Source organism: Cryobacterium sp. TMT2-14 (assembly GCF_004402465.1).
GTDB classification, from domain to species: Bacteria; Actinomycetota; Actinomycetes; order Actinomycetales; family Microbacteriaceae; genus Cryobacterium; species Cryobacterium sandaracinum.
Genome location: NZ_SOFV01000017.1, coordinates 96,420 through 113,430 on the forward strand (window position 1 = coordinate 96,420; position 17,011 = coordinate 113,430).

Here is a 17,011-nt window from a genome sequence, read left to right on the forward strand (position 1 = left end):
TTCGCCGTCGGCGCGCTGGTCATCGACCGTGCCCCGGCCTGGTNGCAGCCCGATCTTCGCCGTCGGCGCGCTGGTCATCGACCGTGCCCCGGCCTGGTTGAAGGAACTCGTCATCGCCCTGTTCGGCACGGCCGACAAGGTCGTACTGGTGTTCTGCGTCGCGCTCGGTGCCGTGGTGCTGGCCGCCGCCGCCGGGGTGCTGGAGTTCCGGCGGGCGCCGATCGGCCGGGTCCTCGTGGCCCTGGCCGGCGCGCTGGCCGTCTTCGCGGTGCTGTCCCGGGAGAACACCGCCGCCTTCGACGCGATGCCCGCAGTGCTGGCGATGGTCGTTTCGGCCGTGCTCCTCACGGTGATGGTCGCCCAGCTGCGCCGCACGCCCGGAGGCGCCGAAGCATCCGCTCCGGACCGCCGTCGGTTCCTGGCTTGGGCCGGGGCCAGCGCCGGCCTGGGCGTGCTCGCCGCGGCCGGCGGGCAGCTGATCTCGGCCGGTATCCGGGCGACGGATGCGGCGCGCGCGCGCTTCACACTGCCGGCCGCGGCCGTTCCCGGTGCCCCGATCCCAGACGGTGCCGCTCTGGACCTCCCCGGCCTCACTCCGCTGATCACCCCGAACGCCGACTTCTACCGCATCGACACCGCCCTGCAGGTGCCCCGGATCGACCCGGGAACCTGGACGCTGACGGTCACCGGGATGGTCGAGAGGGAGATCGAGATCGACTTCGCCGAGCTCCTCGCCCTGCCCCTCGAGGAGAGCACGACCACTCTCGCCTGCGTCTCTAACGCCGTCGGCGGCGACCTGATCGGCAACGCGACCTGGCTGGGCTACCCGATCCGCCTGTTGCTGGCGCGGGCCCGGCCTCTCGCCGGGGCCGACATGGTGCTCTCCCGCAGCGAGGACGGCTGGACCGCGGGCACCCCGCTGGAGGTTCTCACCGACGACCGCAATGCGATCCTCGCGGTGGGGATGAACGGGGAGCCGCTCCCCCTCGAGCACGGCTACCCGGTGCGTATGGTCGTGCCCGGGCTCTACGGTTACGTGTCGGCCACGAAATGGGTGGTCGAGTTGAACGTGACCCGCTTCGACCGGGAGACCGCCTACTGGACGACGCGCGGCTGGACCGCCCGAGGACCGGTCAAGCTCTCCTCCCGGATCGATGTGCCGAGCCGGAACACCGACGTCGCGGCCGGACCGGTGATCGTGGCGGGTGTGGCCTGGTCGCAGTACGTGGGCATCCGCGGCGTGCAGGTGCAAGTTGACGACGGAGCCTGGAACGACGCGACCCTGGCCGACGCGATCTCGGCCGACACTTGGCGCCAGTGGAGCTGGGTCTGGCCGGCATCGGCCGGGCGGCACACCCTGCGGGTGCGGGCGACGGATGCCGCGGGCCTGGTGCAGACTTCCGTGCGCCGGGACGTGATCCCCGATGGGGCCACCGGCCTGCACGATATCCCGGTCACGGTCGCCTGAAGCGACCCCTCGCAGTCCCGCGGCAGCCGGCCGGCGCGGGCGTATCTTCAACAGCGAGAACCACGCAGCGTGCCGGCGCATTGCCGTGCCCGGCTTGAGAGGACGGGAATCATGCACCGGAATGACGGATCGACAGTGCGCGCCGGCGGCTCACGTCGCCCCCCGGCGGCGGAGTAGACGCCCATGCCCACCCGGACGAAACTGACCCCCGCCGACCTGCGGCACTTCGAGAAGCTGCTCCGCCATCAGCGCCGCGACCTCGACATCACGCTCGGCCGGATCGGCACCACCCTCGACGGTGTGATCAAGGCCAGAAACACCGGCACCGCCGACGACGAGCACGACCCCGAAGGACCCACCCTGACCATGGAGTGGTCGCGCATCTCGGGTGTGCACAGCGACCTGGCGGCGCAGTCTGCGGCGATCGACCAGGCCTTGGCGCGCATCGTGGACGGCAGCTACGGGTTCTGCACCCGCCGGGGCGAACCGATCGGCCGGGAACGACTCGGGGCCCGGCCGTCCGCGGAGCTGTGCATCGACTGCGCGCGCGAGTTGGAGGCGCACCGCCGGGCCTGACTGAACCAATTCGACGGAGATTCTGGTCTCCAGAGCGGTTTTTGGTCATTCTAGGGCCGCTTTGGGCAAAATCTCCGTCGAATTCGTTCCGGACGGCGCGGAGGGCGCGCATCGCTTTCTGCACGAGCACCTCGGTGCGCGTGTCGACGGAGCTGGTCGCCTCGTCCAGGATCTCCTTCTCCGTGGCATCTGGACGCACGTAGGCGATGTTGTCGCGGATCGTGCCGCCAAACAGCCAGGTGTCCTGCAGCACCATGCCCATACGTCCACGCAGGTCGTCGCGGGTCATTCGGCGCCCGTCCACGCCATCGAGCGTGATCCGGCCGGCGTCGAGCTCGTGGAAGCGCATCATCAGGTTCACCAGGGTGGTCTTGCCTGCCCCGGTGGGGCCCACGATGGCCACGGTCTGGCCGGGCTCGGCCACCAGGCTGAGGCTGTCGATCAGCGGCTTGTCCGCCGTGTAGCGGAACGAGGCGTTCTCGAAGACCAGCCGGCCGTGGGCGGTCGTGGGTGCCTCGGCGCGCTCCGGGTCGGGGCTCTGCTCATCGGCGTCGAGCAGGGTGAAGACCCGCTCGGCGGAGGCGACGCCGGACTGCAACAGGTTCGCCATCGACCCGAGTTGGGCCAGCGGGTGGGTGAATTGGCGGGAATACTGGATGAACGCCTGCACATCGCCGAGCTGCATGGCCCCGGATGCCACCTGGAGGCCGCCGACGACGGCGATCCCGACGTAGACGAGGTTGCCGATGAATGTCATCGCCGGCATGATCAGGCCGCTGACGAACTGGGCGCCGAAGCTGGCCTCGTAGAGCTCGTCGTTCTTGGCCCAAAAGCGTTGCTCGACCTCCTTCTGGCGGCCGAACACCTTGACCAGGGCGTGGCCGGTGAAGGTCTCCTCGATCTGGCCGTTCAGCTCGCCGGTGTGGGTCCACTGGGCGACGAACAACTTCTGCGAGCGCTGGGCGATCAGGACGGTCGTGACCAGGGTCAGCGGCACTGTGACCAGGGCGATCAGGGCCAGGAGAGGCGAGAGCGGGAACATCATCACGATGACGCCCACCACGGTGAGCAGAGAGGTGACGGCCTCGCTCAGCGACTGCTGCAGGCTCTGTGAGACGTTGTCCACGTCGTTGGTGACCCGGCTGAGCAGCTCGCCTCGCTGCACCGTGTCGAAGTAGCGCAGCGGGAGGCGGTTGGGCGACGATCACCATGGTGGCGCCACCCGTGCCGACGGCCAGTGCCTCGCGCAGCCGAGCATCCGTCGCCAAGTCGAGCGAGGAGAACGAGTCGTCGAAGATATAGAGTTCGGGCCGTTTGACCAGGGCCCGGGCAATGGCCAGGCGCTGCCGCTGCCCGCCGGACACATTCATGCCGCCCTGCGCGATCGGGGCATCGAGGCCGTCCGGCATCTCCGCCACGAAGTCGCGGGCCTGCGCGATGGTCAGTGCCTCCCAGAGTTCCGCCTCAGTGGCGTCGGGCTTGCCATAGAGCAGGTTGCTGCGCACGGTGCCGGAGAACAGATGCGGCTTCTGCGGCACCAGCCCGATGCTGCCCCAGAGCAGGTCAGGGTGGAGCTCGCGCACGTCCACCCCGTCGACCCGCACGCTGCCGTTGGTGGCGTCGAAGAGGCGAGGCAGCAGGTTGACCAGGGTGGTCTTGCCCGATCCGGTGCTGCCGATGATCGCGGTGGTCTGCCCCTGATGCACGGTAAAGCTCACGTCGGAGAGCACCGGCTGCTCGGCGCCGGGGTAGGCGAAGCCCACGTCCACGAGTTCCACCTCTCCGCGGCCGATACTGTCGACGACGGGGTGGCGCGGCGGGCGCACGCTGGACTCGGTCTCGAGCACTTCGCCGATCCGGTCGGCCGACACGGTCGCCCGCGGGATCATCACGGCCATGAACGTGGCCATCATCACGGCCATCAGGATCTGCATCAGGTAGCTAAGGAAGGCAACCAGGGTGCCGACCTGCATGGACCCGTCCTCGATCCGGAACGCCCCGAACCAGATCACGGCCACGCTGGAGACGTTCAGGACGAGCATGACGACCGGGAACATCAGGGCCATCAGGCGGCCGGCCTGAAGGGCGGTGTCGGTGACATCCACGTTCGCCTTGCCGAACCGCACGGACTCGACGTCTTCGCGCACGAACGCCCGGATGACGCGGATGCCCGTGAGCTGTTCCCGCAGCACCCGGTTCACCGTGTCGATGCGGGTCTGCATCAGGAGGAACAGCGGCACCATCCCCGCGATGATCAGCCCGACCGCGATCAACAGCACGGGCACGCTCACGGCGATCAATCAGGATAGCTGCACGTCCTGCCGGACGGCCATGATCACGCCGCCGATGGACAGGATCGGTGCGGTGACCATCATGGTGGCGGTCATCAGCACGAGCATCTGCACCTGCTGCACGTCGTTGGTCGACCGGGTGATCAGCAACGGGGCGCCGAACCGGGTGACCTCCTGCTCGGAGAACTCGCCGACCCGGGTGAAGACAGCGCCGCGCAGGTCGCGTCCGAGCCCCATGGCGGCCTTCGCGCCGAAAAAGACGGCGACGATCGCGCACACGATCTGGAACAGGGTGATCAGCAGCATCAGACCACCGATGCGCAGGATGTACACGGTGTCTCCCGTGGCGATGCCCTCATCGATGATGTCGGCGTTGAGGGTGGGCAGATAGAGCGAGGCGATCGACTGGGCCAGCTGGAACACGACGACGGCTGCCAGCAGCCGCCGGTACGGCCGCAGGTATTTCACGAGCAGTTTCCAGAGCATCGGATCTCCTAGCAGGGGGCGTTCGGCGGCGTCGGGAAGCCGATGATGCCGTAGAGGATGAGGGCGGTGAGCTCATCGTCGTCGAAGTCGGGGCCGGCCGTGATGTGGGGCACGGATGCCGCAAGCGCGATCATCCGGATGACCTGCCCTGAACGCTCCGGGGCAACCGTGAGGCGCAGGAGGTCAGGCGCGAGCACGTCGGCGAGCAGCACGGTGAACTCGTGCGCGACGTCGTGGGTGTGGGGTCTGCCCATCGAGCCCACCGCCGTCATCAGCGCGAAGACCTGCGCGAAGCGGCGGCGCAGCAGGGAGACCATGGCGCGCACCCGTTCCTCGAGCGGGAGCTCACGGTCGAGCGCGGCAAGTTCAAGACGGAACGGCTCGGGGTCGAGCTGACGGTCCATGGCCGCCCGGAGCAGGTTGTCCTTGCTGTCGAAGGCTCGGAAGATGGTGCCCTCGGCGATCCCGGCGCACTGGGCGATCTGTCGAGTGGTGACGGTCTGGCCGTGCTCGATCAGCAGCGGCGTGACCGCGTCGAGGATCATCGACTGCCGGTCCTCGACGGACAGGGCTTTCGCGCGCGCAGGTTTGACGGACATCCCCCCAGCTTTTATGAGTGAGCGCTCACTCACAAAGTGGAATCGGGGTTCGGGTTCCAGAGAGGACGGTTCAGGCGAAGAGGTCCGAGATCCAGGCCACGTCCTCGGGCGACGGCCTCCACGCGCTGCCCTCGGTGGCGTTCTGCAGGATCTGTTCCGGGCGGGTTGCTCCGGCGATGATGCTGGTGAGCCCCGGCTGGGCCAGCAGCCAGGCGAAGGTGGCTGCGAGCATGGTCACGCCGCGCTGGTCGCAGAACGCTTCGTACTTTTCGATGACGTCCCAGGGCGCGTTCCGGGCCAGGTGCGGCCGGACCATCATGATGCGGCTGTCGGCGGGGCCGCCCGCACGAGAGAACTTGCCTGTGAAAAGCCCGTTGTAGAGGGGGAAGAACGGCAGGAAGCCGAGCCCGTAGGCGTTGACGGCCGGCAGCACCTCGTCTTCGGCGTCACGCACCAGCAGGCTGTACTCGTTTTGCGCCGAAACGAACCGCGGATGCCCCGTCAGCCGGGCGGTGAACTCCGCCTCGGCGATCTGCCAGCCGGCCAGGTTGGAGTGGCCGATATAGCGCACCTTTCCCTCGCGGATGAGGTCGTCGAGGGTCTGCAGGGTCTCTTCGATCGGGGTGTTCGGGTCAGGCTGGTGCAGTTGGTAGAGGTCGATCCAGTCGGTCTGCAGGCGCCGGAGGGACGCCTCGACGGCCAGTCGAATGTAGCGACGTGAGGCGCGGGCGCCCCAGTCGGGTCCATTCCGACCGTTCATGTCCATGCCGAACTTCGAGGCGAGCACGATCTGGTCGCGCTTGCCCCGCAGCGCGCAACCCATCAGGGTCTCGCTGAGGCCGCGTTCCGCGCCGTAGATGTCGGCCGTGTCCAACAGGGTGATCCCGGCGTCGACGGCCGCGTTGACGACGGCGGTGGTTCCGGCCTGGCTCTCCGTCGCGGTTCCGGCGCGTCCGAAGTTGTTGCAGCCCAACCCGATCGTGGACACCATGAGCCCCGAATTGCCCAGTCTGCGGTACTCCGTCTGCTCCATCCCTCCACATTAGGCTCGCCGGCCTGTGCTAAACAGGACTCAACTACAAAGGGGTGTCAGTGAGTCGTTTCACGCTCGGCGTCATGTCGCGTTCCGGTAAGCCGAATGAACGGCGCTTGCCCATTCATCCGTCACATGTCGAACGGATCGATCCGGACCTCCGGGAGCGAATGTTTCTCGAGCGGGGCTACGGAGAGCAGTTCGGCGTGTCGGACGAGCAGCTGGCCCCGCTCGTGGGAGGGCTTTGCTCGCGCGCGGACCTCATCCGGGAGTGCGACGTCATCCTGCTCGCAAAGCCTCTGCTGGCGGATGTCGCGGCACTGCGCGACGGACAGGTGCTCTGGGGCTGGCCGCACTGCGTGCAGGATAAGAAACTCACCCAGCTTGCCATCGACAAGCGGCTGACCCTGATCGCGTTCGAGGCGATGAACCACTGGACCGGAGGCGGCGAGTTCCACCTGCACGTGCTGCACAAGAACAACGAGCTCGCCGGGTATTGCTCCGTGCTGCACGCCCTGTCCCTGATCGGTTCGACGGGTGACTACGGCCGCAAGCAGCGTGCCGCGGTGATCGGCTTCGGGGCCACCGCCCGGGGCGCCGTGACGGCGCTCAACGCACTCGGTGTCTACGATGTCACGGTGCTGACCAATCGCGACGTGACCGCGGTCAGCTCCCCGATCCACTCCGCCCAGATCGTGCAGCTCGACCACGGCGACGGCACGAACGGGAACTTCGCCCTGCCGGGAAACGAACGGGTGCCACTGCCCGAGTTTCTCGCCGGCCACGACGTCATCGTGAACTGCGTGCTGCAGGACCCAAATGCCCCGCTCATCTTCCTGAGCGACGATGATCTTCCGATGGTGGCCCCGGGGTCGCTGATCATCGACGTGTCCTGCGACACCGGCATGGGTTTCAGTTGGGCGAAATCGACGACGTTCGACGAACCGACCTTCCGGGTCGGCACCAACGTCACCTACTACGCGGTCGACCACAGCCCGTCGTACCTCTGGAACTCCGCCACGTGGGAGATCAGCGAGGCGCTGTTGCCGTACCTGCGCGAGGTCCTTGCGGGCGAGGCCGCTTGGACCGCCAACGAGACCCTTCGGCGGGCCATCGAGATCCACGAGGGGATCATCCGGAATCCCGACATCCTGGCATTCCAGCACCGCTCCCCCGAGTATCCCCACACCCGGCTCGCCTGAAGCCGGCCGGCTCCTCCCCAGCCCAGCCCGGCCCTCCTTCCACGCCAGGTCCGAAACCCGCGCTGTGCGCAGGGCGCCGCCGACTACAGTCGAGGCATGACGACCATCGAAACCTTCCTGATCCGGCTGCCCAGCCCCATTGGGCGGCTGGAACTCACGAGTGACGCCGAGCGCATCCTCTCCCTCTCCATCGAACGCGACGGACAGCTGCCCCTCGACGAGACCCCGGAAGCCCCGTCGCCCCTGCTCGACCGGGCCGCGCGCCAATTGGCGGAGTACTTCGGCGGCACCCGCACGGTTTTCGACCTGCCCGTGGCGCCGAGCGGGGGCACTGCGTTCCAGCAGGGCGTCTGGCAGCGACTGTCCGAGCTCGGCTTCGGCGAGGCGACCTCGTACGGCGAGCTGGGACGATCGCTGGGCAAGCCGGGGTCCGGCCGGGCCGTGGGCGGCGCCGTCGGGGCGAACCCCGTTCCGATCCTGATCGGCTGCCACCGGGTGCTCGCCGCCGACCGTCGCATCACCGGCTACAGCGGCGGCAGCGGAGTGCCCACCAAGGTCTGGCTCCTCGACCACGAGGGCATCGAGCACCGCTCATGAGCACCCCGGCGACCAGCGCGCTGCCAGCCGAGGCCACGACATCCGCCTCACTGAAGCTCGGCGATGACGGGCTCACCCGCTGCGGCTGGGTCGGCGGCGACCCCGAATACCAGCGCTACCACGACGAAGAGTGGGGGCGTCCGCTCCGGGACGAGAGGCTGCTGTTCGAGAAGCTGTGCCTCGAGGGGTTCCAGGCCGGCCTGTCCTGGATCACCATCCTGCGACGTCGGCCGGCCTTCCGGGCCGCCTTTTACGACTTCGACGTCGACCGCGTGGCCGTGATGGACGACGTCGACGTCGCCCGGCTCCTCGCGGATGCGAGCATCATCCGGCACCGCGGCAAGATCGAGGCCACCATCCGGAACGCCCGGGTCACCCGAGACCTCGGCGAGAGCCTGACCGAGCTGATCTGGAGCTTCGCGCCCGAAGCCCGCGGCCCCCGGCTGCGGGAGCGCGGCGAGGTCCCGGCGACCACAATGCAATCGATGGCACTGAGCCGGGAGTTGCGCACCCGGGGCTACACGTTCGTCGGCCCCACCACCATGTACGCCCTGATGCAGTCGGCCGGCCTCGTCGACGACCACCTGAGCGGATGCCATCGGTCGAACGACGCCTGACCACCACAACGCCTTCGGCTGACGCTATGCCGATCGCCGCCCTGTCAGCCGCCACGCTGCCAACCGCCGCCCTGACGGCCACGGGCTGCCCGACCGCGGGCTGCCCGACCGCGGGCTGCCCGACCGCGGGCTGTTGTGCGTGAGGTGCTCCTCGAGGCGAGTAAGTCCTGAACGATTGGTTCTGTCGCGCCCGCACTTCAGCCCTGACTGCACCGTGTGGACGCCGTTCATCACGGGCGGAGCGCCGTGTCCGGTGTCGAACCAATTCGACGGAGATTCTGCCGAAAATGAGCATATTTCTGGGATTTAGAGGATATTCAGGCCGAATCTCCGTCGAATTCGTTCGGGACGGAGTCGCCGCGAGGCCTCGGAATCAAACATACGGCGGTCGGAGCGCACGTTCATCCCCCTCCCTTTCGCGGTCACGGCTCTCCGACGTGTGCATCGAAAACAACCGCTTCGAAGCCCCCATCCGCGAATCCTCATCGCCCCCCAGCCATCAGGACTCGCGCGTCTATCGGAGGGACGGCAGCAGGCCGAGTGCCCGTACGGCCTCGCGCTCCTCGATCAGCTCCGCGACGGACGCGTCGATCCTCGCCCGCGAGAACGCGTTGATAGCCAGGTCCGGCACGATCTGCCAGCGGCCGTCGACAGCCCGAACCGGGAAGGAACATACGAGCCCCTCCGGGACGCCATAAGAGCCGTCGGAGCTGACGCCCGCCGAGGTCCACCGCTCACCGGTCCCGTTGACCCAGTCGTAAACGTGGTCGATGGCTGCGCTGGCCGCGGAGGCCGCGGACGATGCCCCGCGGGCCTGAATGATTTCGTAGCCTCGGTTCGCCACCCGGGGGATGAAGTCGTCGACGAGCCAGTCCTGCGCCACCAGCTCGGAGACCGGACATCCCCCGGCGGTGGCGTGGAAGACATCCGGGTACTGGCTGGCGGAGTGGTTGCCCCAGATGGTGAGACCGTCGAGTTCGGCGACGTGCACCTGCAGCCGGCTTGCTAGCTGAGCGATGCCGCGGTTGTGGTCCAGTCGCGTCATGGCAGTGAACCGGTCGGCGGGGATGTCGGGGGCGAAGGCACTGGTCACCAGGGCGTTGGTGTTGACGGGGTTGCCCACGACCAGCACGCGCACGTCGGATGCCGCGCCCGCGTTGAGGGCGGCCCCCACCGGACCGAAGATGCGGCCGTTGCTTTCGAGCAGCGCGACGCGCTCCATTCCAACGGCTCTAGGGCGGGATCCGACCAGGAGGGCGATGTTGACGCCGTCGAAGGCGCGCACGGGGTCTTCGGTGACCGTCACGGAGCGCAGGAGAGGGAACGCGCAGTCCTGCAGTTCGAGGGCGGTGCCCTCGGCTGCTGCGCGCCCCGAGGGGATCTCCATCAGGGTCAGGTTGACGGTAACGGTCGGGCCGAGGAGGTCTCCGGACGCGATCCGGAAGAGCAGCGAATAGCCGATCTGTCCGCCGGCGCCGGTGACGGTGACATTCATTGGTGTGGACACGAAAGCCAGCCTAGGGCCGGAATGTGCCCGCGTCAGCCTCGGGTTGCGGCAACCTCGGCGGCGACGACGAGATTCAGTTCCCGGACCGCTCCTGGGCGCAAATCGAAGCCTGCCCCCGGTGCCCAGTCGAGCAGCTCTACGGCGGTGTCGAAGGACCGACCGTGCCGGATCAGAGCCCGGGTGAAGTTCCCCTTGGCCGTCTTGTTGAAGTGGTTCACGGCTCGCGTCTGGCCGTCCGCCGTCTCCGTGACCACGCGCAGAAACACCGCGTCGGGCCGCACCGGCGCGGGGCCGAGCGCCACGTACCCGTTCGAGCGGAGATCCAGCAGGAGCCCCGCTGACCCCGCCAGAACGCAACCCACAGCACCCGCCCAGTGCTTCTTCAGCGGCAGCTCCGGCAGCCTGGAATCGCAGGACAGCCGGTAGGCCGGGAGGAGATCGAGAGCGCCGACCGGCCCGAACAGGGCGGAATGCACGAGGACGTTCCGGCCTGCCCAGTCGCGTTCCAGCGGGGAGAGGCTGGCGGCGTCGAGGGCGTCATAGACGACGCCGGTGTACCGGTCGATGGCCGGCATTGTGGCGGCGGAGGACAGCACGCGATTGCGCTCCACCTCCGCGGACTGCGTGCGACCCAGTCTTAGGGCCGACATCATCGCATCCGGATGCTTCGCAAGCGACTGCAGCGCACGCACAAGTACCCGCCGCTTGGGTCCAAGCGACGGGTACGTGAGGCTCTGCAGGTCAAGCGGTAATTCGATGCCCCCGTGACGTTTCGTCTCGGACGGCGGCAGAAGGATCAGCACACTGACTAAACGAGTTCTGCCTTGCGAGCGACGATCGTGACCACATCGTTGGCGACCGACAGGAAGCCGTCCGCCGCCTCGGCGACGATTTTCTCGCCGCCGCTCAGGGTCACGCGCACCTCACCGCTGGCCAGGATGGCCAGCATGGGCTCGTGCCCAGGGAGGATTCCGATCTGGCCTTCGACGGTGCGGGCGACGACCATGCTCGCCTCGCCGGACCACACCTCGTGGTCCGCCCCGACGACGCTGACCTTGAGCGAAGAATCGGCCATGACTAGTCGTTCTCCTTCTGGATTTTCGCCCACTTCTCTTCGACGTCGGCGATGCCTCCGACGTTGAAGAAAGCCTGCTCGGCCACGTGGTCGAAGTCACCATTGGCAATCGCCGTAAAGGATTCGATAGTGTCCTTAAGCGATACCGTGGACCCCTCGACGCCCGTGAACTTTTTGGCCATGTAGGTGTTCTGCGACAGGAACTGCTGGATGCGGCGTGCGCGGGAGACGGTGACCTTGTCTTCCTCGGAAAGCTCGTCGACACCGAGGATCGCGATGATCTCCTGCAGTTCCTTGTTCTTCTGCAGAATCGCCTTGACGCGAACGGCCGTGTTGTAGTGATCGGCACCCAGGTAGCGGGGGTCGAGGATACGGCTGCTCGAGGTGAGCGGGTCGACGGCCGGGTAGAGGCCCTTCGAAGCGATCTCACGCGACAGCTCGGTGGTGGCGTCGAGGTGGGCGAACGTGGTCGCCGGGGCCGGGTCGGTGTAGTCGTCAGCAGGCACGTAGATGGCCTGGAGCGACGTGATCGAGTGGCCACGGGTCGACGTGATGCGCTCCTGCAGGATGCCCATCTCGTCGGCCAGGGTCGGCTGGTAGCCCACAGCGCTGGGCATGCGGCCCAAAAGGGTCGACACCTCAGAGCCAGCCTGAGTGAACCGGAAGATGTTGTCGATGAAGAGCAACACATCCTGCTTGGCAACATCGCGGAAGTACTCGGCCATGGTGAGCGCGGAGAGGGCGACGCGCAGACGCGTCCCCGGCGGCTCATCCATCTGGCCGAACACGAGGGCGGTCTTGTCGAAGACGCCCGCCTCTTCCATCTCGTGGATGAGATCGTTGCCCTCACGGGTGCGCTCACCGACACCGGCGAACACGGACACTCCACCGTGGTCCTGCGCGACACGCTGGATCATTTCCTGGATCAAAACGGTCTTGCCGACGCCGGCACCACCGAACAGCCCAATCTTTCCACCCAAGACGTACGGGGTGAGCAGGTCAATGACCTTGATGCCGGTCTCGAACAGCTGCGTCTTGGATTCCAGCTGGTCGAAGGGCGGTGGCTTGCGGTGGATGGGCCAGCGCTCAGCGATTTCGATCTTCTCGCCGGGCTCCGCATTGAGCACCTCGCCAATGGCGTTGAACACGCGCCCCTTGGTAACGTCCCCGACGGGAACCGTGATGGGCGAGCCGGTGTCCCGGACCTCCTGGCCACGAACCAGACCGTCGGTCGGGTTCAGCGCGATGGCGCGAATGAGGTCGTCGCCCAAGTGCTGGGCAACCTCGAGCGTGATCACGGTCGACACATCACCGATGACGATGGTGGTCTTCAGTGCGTTGTACATGCCCGGAATCGAGTCGTGCGGGAACTCGATGTCGACGACCGGGCCCGTGACCCGGGCGATCCGGCCCACGGCCACGGTCTCGACCGGTGCATGGACTGGCGCGGTTGCGGTGTCAGTCATAGCTCTCTCTTCTCTGGTTTAGTGCTTGGCGGATGAGAGCGCGTCGGCTCCACCCACGATCTCGGAAATCTGCGACGTGATCTCGGTCTGCCGGGCGTTGTTGGACAGCCGGGTGTAGTCCTTGATTAGCTTGTCCGCGTTGTCGGAGGCCGATGACATGGCCTTCTGACGTGCGGCGTGCTCGGCTGCGGCGGACTGCAGCATGGAGTTGAAGATACGGCTCTCGATGTAGACGGGCAGGAGCGAGTCCAGCACCGTTTCAACGTCCGGTTCGAACTCATAGAGTGGCAGGACCTGATTATCACCAGGCTCCTCACCGCCCTCCACGACCTCGAGGGGAAGCAGCCGGACAACCTGAGGAAGCTGGGTGACCATGCTGACGAACCGGTTGTAGACGACGTGAATCTCGTCGACGCCACCGTCGTCCGCTTCGCGGAGGAAGGCCTCGAGCAGCGCGTCGCTGATATCGCATGCGGTCTCGTACTGCGGCTGATCGGTGGAACCGGTCCAAATGCGCTCGGAGACGCGGCGGCGGAAATTGAAGTACGACGCGGCCTTGCGACCCACCAGGAAGTAGACGATGTCCTTACCCTGGCTGCGCAGCAGCTCGCTGAGCGATTCGGCCTCACGCAGCACCTGCGAGCTGAACGCCCCCGCGAGACCACGGTCGGAGGCAAAGATGACGACCGCAGCGCGCTCGATCTTCTCCGGTTCGGTCGTGAGCACGTGGGCGACATTCGAGTACGTCGCTACCGCGGACACCGCCTGCGTGACGGCACGAGCGAACGGGGTTGACGCGGCGACGCGAGCCTTGGCCTTTTGAATGCGCGAGGCAGAGATCAACTCCATGGCCCGAGTGATCTTCTTAGTCGTCTGGGCAGACTTGATCTTCTGCCGGTAGACCCGAAGTTGCGCTCCCATGTGTCTCCTGTGCTTCCTTGTCAGTGCTGAATTGGTGCGGACGATCGAGTGATGCCGGCCGCGCCCCGCGGCTCGAACGAGTCGGGAGCGCGGCCGATGTCACTTAGCGGCGGTGCTTGACGATCTTTTCCTGGTTGACCTTGTCAGCGGGAATCGCCTCGAAGACTTCCTTGCCCACCGAGGCGAGCGGCTTGCCCTCGCCCGTCTGGAATCCTTGCTTGAACTTGTCGACCTCGATCTCGAGCGTCGCGATGGTCGCGTCGTCGAGAACGTTGGTGTCGCGCAGTGTCGTGAGTACGCTCGTGGTGCGGCCCAGGTGGTCGAGCAGGCCACGCTCGAAGCGCAGGACGTCGGCCACGGGCACCTCGTCGAACTTGCCGTTCGTGCCGGCCCAGATCGAGACGACCTGGTCTTCGACGGGGTACGGCGAGTACTGCGGCTGCTTGAGCAGCTCGGTCAGGCGTGCGCCACGACCGAGCTGGCGACGGCTCGTCGCGTCGAGGTCGGAGGCGAACATCGCGAAGGCCTCGAGCGACCGGTATTGCGCCAGCTCGAGCTTCAGAGTGCCGGAGACCTTCTTGATCGACTTGACCTGAGCGTCACCGCCGACTCGGGAGACCGAGATGCCCACGTCGACCGCGGGACGCTGGTTGGCGTTGAACAGGTCGGACTGCAGGAAGATCTGGCCGTCGGTGATCGAGATCACGTTGGTCGGGATGTAGGCAGAGACATCGTTCGCCTTGGTCTCGATGATCGGCAAGCCGGTCATCGATCCGGAACCGAGGGCGTCGGACAGCTTGGCGCAACGCTCGAGCAGACGGGAGTGCAGGTAGAACACGTCACCGGGGTACGCCTCACGTCCCGGCGGGCGGCGCAGAAGCAGCGACACCGCACGATAGGCCTCGGCCTGCTTGGACAGGTCGTCGAAGATGACGAGGACGTGCTTGCCGGCGTACATCCAGTGCTGACCGATGGCCGAGCCGGTGTACGGGGCGAGGTACTTGAAGCCGGCCGGGTCGGAGGCCGGGGACGCGACGATGGTCGTGAACTCCATGACTCCGGCATCCTCGAGCGCACCCTTGACGGCGGCGATCGTGGAACCCTTCTGACCGATGGCGACGTAGATGCAACGAACCTGCTTGTTCACGTCGCCCGTCGCCCAGTTGGCCTTCTGGTTGATGATCGTGTCAATCGCGATCGCGGTTTTGCCGGTCTGGCGGTCTCCGATGATCAGCTGACGCTGGCCGCGGCCGATCGGGATCATGGCGTCGATGGCCTTGATTCCGGTCTGCATGGGCTCGTGAACCGACTTGCGGTCCATCACGCCGGGTGCCTGTAGCTCCAGCGCGCGGCGGCCTTCGCTCTTGATCTCGCCGAGCCCGTCGATGGGCGCCCCCAGCGGGTCGACGACGCGGCCGAGGTAGCCGTCGCCGACGGGTACGGAGAGGACCTCACCAGTGCGGTGCACCTCCATGCCCTCGACGATGCCGGCGAACTCGCCGAGAACGACGACGCCGATCTCGTCTTCGTCCAGGTTCTGGGCGAGGCCGAGGGTGCCGTCCGCGAACGTGATGAGCTCGTTCGCCATCACGCTGGGAAGGCCCTCGACGTGCGCGATGCCGTCGCCGGCCGTGGTGACGTAGCCAACCTCGGTCGTCGCGGTCTTGTTCGGCTCGTAGGACTTCACGAAGTCCTGGAGAGCGTCACGGATCTCATCGGGGCTGATCGTTAGTTCTGCCATCATCTTCCCTTTTCTGTACTGGGTGTACAGGTTCTGTCGTGCACGAGACGCTGCCGTCCCGAGGTGTGTGGTACTGACTGAAGCGGTCAGCCAGCGAGCTGGATTCTCAGATCTTTAAGACGGGTGGCAATGCTGCCATCGATGACGTCGTCACCGATTTGAACGCGGACGCCCCCGACAATTTCGGGGTCGACAACCTCATTGATCGTGAGCCGACGCCCATAGCGCACCGTGAGGCTGGCTCGAAGGCGATCAACCTGCTCCGGAGCCAACGCGGCGGCCGACGTGATCGTGGCGATCGAGCTGTCTGACTGGTCCGCGACGATGGATGCGGCGTAGCGCAGCAATTCTCCGATGCGGCGGCCGCGGGGCTGCTGCACCAGGTGTCGAACAATCGCGAGCGTCTGTTCGGAGACCTTGCCGGCCAGGAGGGCGTCAACAACACTCACCTTGGCCGCTGTGGTGCCGAGCTTTGAGGCGAGGGCGAGCTCGAGCTCGCCGTTGGACGACACGGTCTTGCCGAACGCGAACAGTTCCTCCGCGACCTGCCCGGGGACAGTGGCCGAAGACGCAATCACCCGCAGGCCGAGGTCTTCGATGCCGGCCAGAAGATCGGTGTGGTTCGACCAGCGTGCGGCGGAGGCGGCTTGAAGCAGCTCCAGCGCGGTCGGCGTCATTGCGCCCGAGAAGATTGCGCTCACGAGGGTGGCCTTCGCCGCCGCATCCGCTGACGGGTCGACCAAAGCCGACCGGAGCTGTGACGTGTGGCCAATCACACGACCGGAGTTCAACAAATTGACGCCGGTCGCGAGGTCGTTCGTTCCCCCGGGACGGGACAGAACCGCCCGTGTTGAGACTAAGGCTTCCCTGGTGGCGCTACCCATTACCGGACCACTTTCTCCGAGGCCTCGAGGTCAGCCAGGAATCGGTCGACGATGCCGCTGGCCTTTTCGTCGTTGGTCAGGCTTTCGCCGATGACGCCGGAGGCCAGGTCGATGGCCAGTGTGCCGACTTCGCTGCGCAGGGAGATCACTGCGGCCTGTCGTTCGGCCACGATCTGAGCCTTCGCCGTCGCGGTTACCCGAGCGGCGGCGATGACGGCCTGCTCCTTGAGCTCGTTCACGATCGTCTGTCCGTCGACGCGGGCGGCGTCGCGGATCCTGCCGGCCTCGGCCCTCGCCTCGGCCAGCTGGGTCGTGTACTGCTCGAGAGCAGCTTCGGCCTTGCGCTGGGCATCATCTGCCTTGGCGATGTTGCCCTCAATGGCCTCCGCACGATCGTCGAGGATCTGGCGGAAGCGCGGGATCGCGAAGCGCACGAAGAAGACCATGACGACCAGGAAGACAACAGCCGACCAGGTGATGTCGTAGATGGCAGGAAGGAACGGATTCGTTTCCGCTTCTGCTGCCAGAACAAGCTCAGGCATGGTGGC

General features: G+C 66.7%; 15 protein-coding genes and 2 pseudogenes. 5 read left to right on the forward strand and 12 right to left on the reverse strand.

Annotation, left to right across the window (positions count from 1 at the left end; genetic code table 11):
• The first annotated feature begins 691 nt into the window (after positions 1-691).
• On the forward strand, positions 692-1,468 hold the full coding sequence (locus E3O28_RS17320) for a molybdopterin-dependent oxidoreductase (RefSeq protein ID WP_347232370.1): 777 nt from the start codon (positions 692-694) through the stop codon (positions 1,466-1,468).
• A 183-nt stretch (positions 1,469-1,651) separates the two neighbouring features.
• A complete protein-coding gene (locus E3O28_RS06935) occupies positions 1,652-2,044 on the forward strand; it encodes a TraR/DksA C4-type zinc finger protein (RefSeq protein WP_104099715.1) in 393 nt (130 codons plus the stop codon).
• 88 nt (positions 2,045-2,132) lie between these two features.
• Here E3O28_RS06935 and E3O28_RS06940 read toward each other — a convergent pair.
• The 4 genes and pseudogenes from E3O28_RS06940 to E3O28_RS06955 all read right to left on the reverse strand — a co-directional run.
• Positions 2,133-3,239: pseudogene (locus E3O28_RS06940) on the reverse strand (ABC transporter ATP-binding protein); the annotation flags it as partial.
• Positions 3,238-4,821 (reverse strand): annotated as a pseudogene (locus tag E3O28_RS06945) (ABC transporter ATP-binding protein); the annotation flags it as partial. The pseudogenes E3O28_RS06945 and E3O28_RS06940, both read right to left, overlap by 2 nt.
• Positions 4,822-4,829: 8 nt before the next feature.
• The gene (locus E3O28_RS06950; protein ID WP_104099714.1) at positions 4,830-5,420 is read right to left on the reverse strand and encodes a TetR/AcrR family transcriptional regulator; all 591 of its coding nucleotides are present in this window, start codon (positions 5,418-5,420) and stop codon (positions 4,830-4,832) included.
• Positions 5,421-5,490: 70 nt separating this feature from the next.
• Entirely contained in the window at positions 5,491-6,453 is a 963-nt protein-coding gene (locus tag E3O28_RS06955; protein ID WP_134415476.1) for an aldo/keto reductase, read from the reverse strand.
• 83 nt (positions 6,454-6,536) lie between these two features.
• Between E3O28_RS06955 and E3O28_RS06960 the strand changes: the two genes are divergently transcribed.
• The 3 genes from E3O28_RS06960 (at position 6,537) to E3O28_RS06970 (ending at position 8,869) form a co-directional block, all read left to right on the forward strand.
• Complete coding sequence (locus E3O28_RS06960; protein WP_166784760.1) at positions 6,537-7,655, forward strand: N(5)-(carboxyethyl)ornithine synthase; 1,119 nt, start codon at positions 6,537-6,539, stop codon at positions 7,653-7,655.
• Positions 7,656-7,751: 96 nt separating this feature from the next.
• On the forward strand, positions 7,752-8,252 hold the full coding sequence (locus E3O28_RS06965; RefSeq protein ID WP_134373546.1) for a methylated-DNA--[protein]-cysteine S-methyltransferase: 501 nt from the start codon (positions 7,752-7,754) through the stop codon (positions 8,250-8,252).
• A complete protein-coding gene (locus E3O28_RS06970) occupies positions 8,249-8,869 on the forward strand; it encodes a DNA-3-methyladenine glycosylase I (protein ID WP_134400912.1) in 621 nt (206 codons plus the stop codon). The genes E3O28_RS06965 and E3O28_RS06970 overlap by 4 nt, the downstream gene beginning before the upstream one ends.
• Before the next feature lie 514 nt (positions 8,870-9,383).
• Here E3O28_RS06970 and E3O28_RS06975 read toward each other — a convergent pair.
• From E3O28_RS06975 to E3O28_RS07010, 8 genes are all read right to left on the reverse strand, one after another.
• The gene (locus E3O28_RS06975; RefSeq protein WP_134415490.1) at positions 9,384-10,364 is read right to left on the reverse strand and encodes a malate dehydrogenase; all 981 of its coding nucleotides are present in this window, start codon (positions 10,362-10,364) and stop codon (positions 9,384-9,386) included.
• 44 nt (positions 10,365-10,408) lie between these two features.
• Positions 10,409-11,179 carry a peroxide stress protein YaaA gene (locus E3O28_RS06980; RefSeq protein WP_134343227.1) on the reverse strand — a complete coding sequence of 257 codons (771 nt, stop codon included), beginning with the start codon at positions 11,177-11,179 and terminating at the stop codon, positions 10,409-10,411.
• A 5-nt stretch (positions 11,180-11,184) separates the two neighbouring features.
• Entirely contained in the window at positions 11,185-11,451 is a 267-nt protein-coding gene (locus tag E3O28_RS06985; protein ID WP_104099707.1) for a F0F1 ATP synthase subunit epsilon, read from the reverse strand.
• 2 nt (positions 11,452-11,453) lie between these two features.
• Positions 11,454-12,917, reverse strand: a complete 1,464-nt coding sequence (atpD, locus tag E3O28_RS06990; protein WP_134415478.1) for a F0F1 ATP synthase subunit beta — start codon at positions 12,915-12,917, stop codon at positions 11,454-11,456.
• 18 nt (positions 12,918-12,935) lie between these two features.
• Positions 12,936-13,838 (reverse strand): F0F1 ATP synthase subunit gamma, encoded by a 903-nt coding sequence (locus E3O28_RS06995; RefSeq protein WP_104099705.1) that lies wholly within the window; start codon positions 13,836-13,838, stop codon positions 12,936-12,938.
• Positions 13,839-13,941: 103 nt separating this feature from the next.
• Positions 13,942-15,579, reverse strand: coding sequence for a F0F1 ATP synthase subunit alpha (atpA, locus tag E3O28_RS07000; RefSeq protein ID WP_104099721.1), 1,638 nt, complete (start codon positions 15,577-15,579; stop codon positions 13,942-13,944).
• An 86-nt stretch (positions 15,580-15,665) separates the two neighbouring features.
• Positions 15,666-16,463: a F0F1 ATP synthase subunit delta gene (locus tag E3O28_RS07005; RefSeq protein WP_104099704.1), complete on the reverse strand. Its 798-nt coding sequence runs from the start codon at positions 16,461-16,463 to the stop codon at positions 15,666-15,668.
• Positions 16,463-17,005, reverse strand: a complete 543-nt coding sequence (locus E3O28_RS07010; RefSeq protein WP_104099703.1) for a F0F1 ATP synthase subunit B — start codon at positions 17,003-17,005, stop codon at positions 16,463-16,465. Before E3O28_RS07010 ends, E3O28_RS07005 begins: the two co-directional genes overlap by 1 nt.
• Positions 17,006-17,011 lie beyond the last annotated feature (6 nt).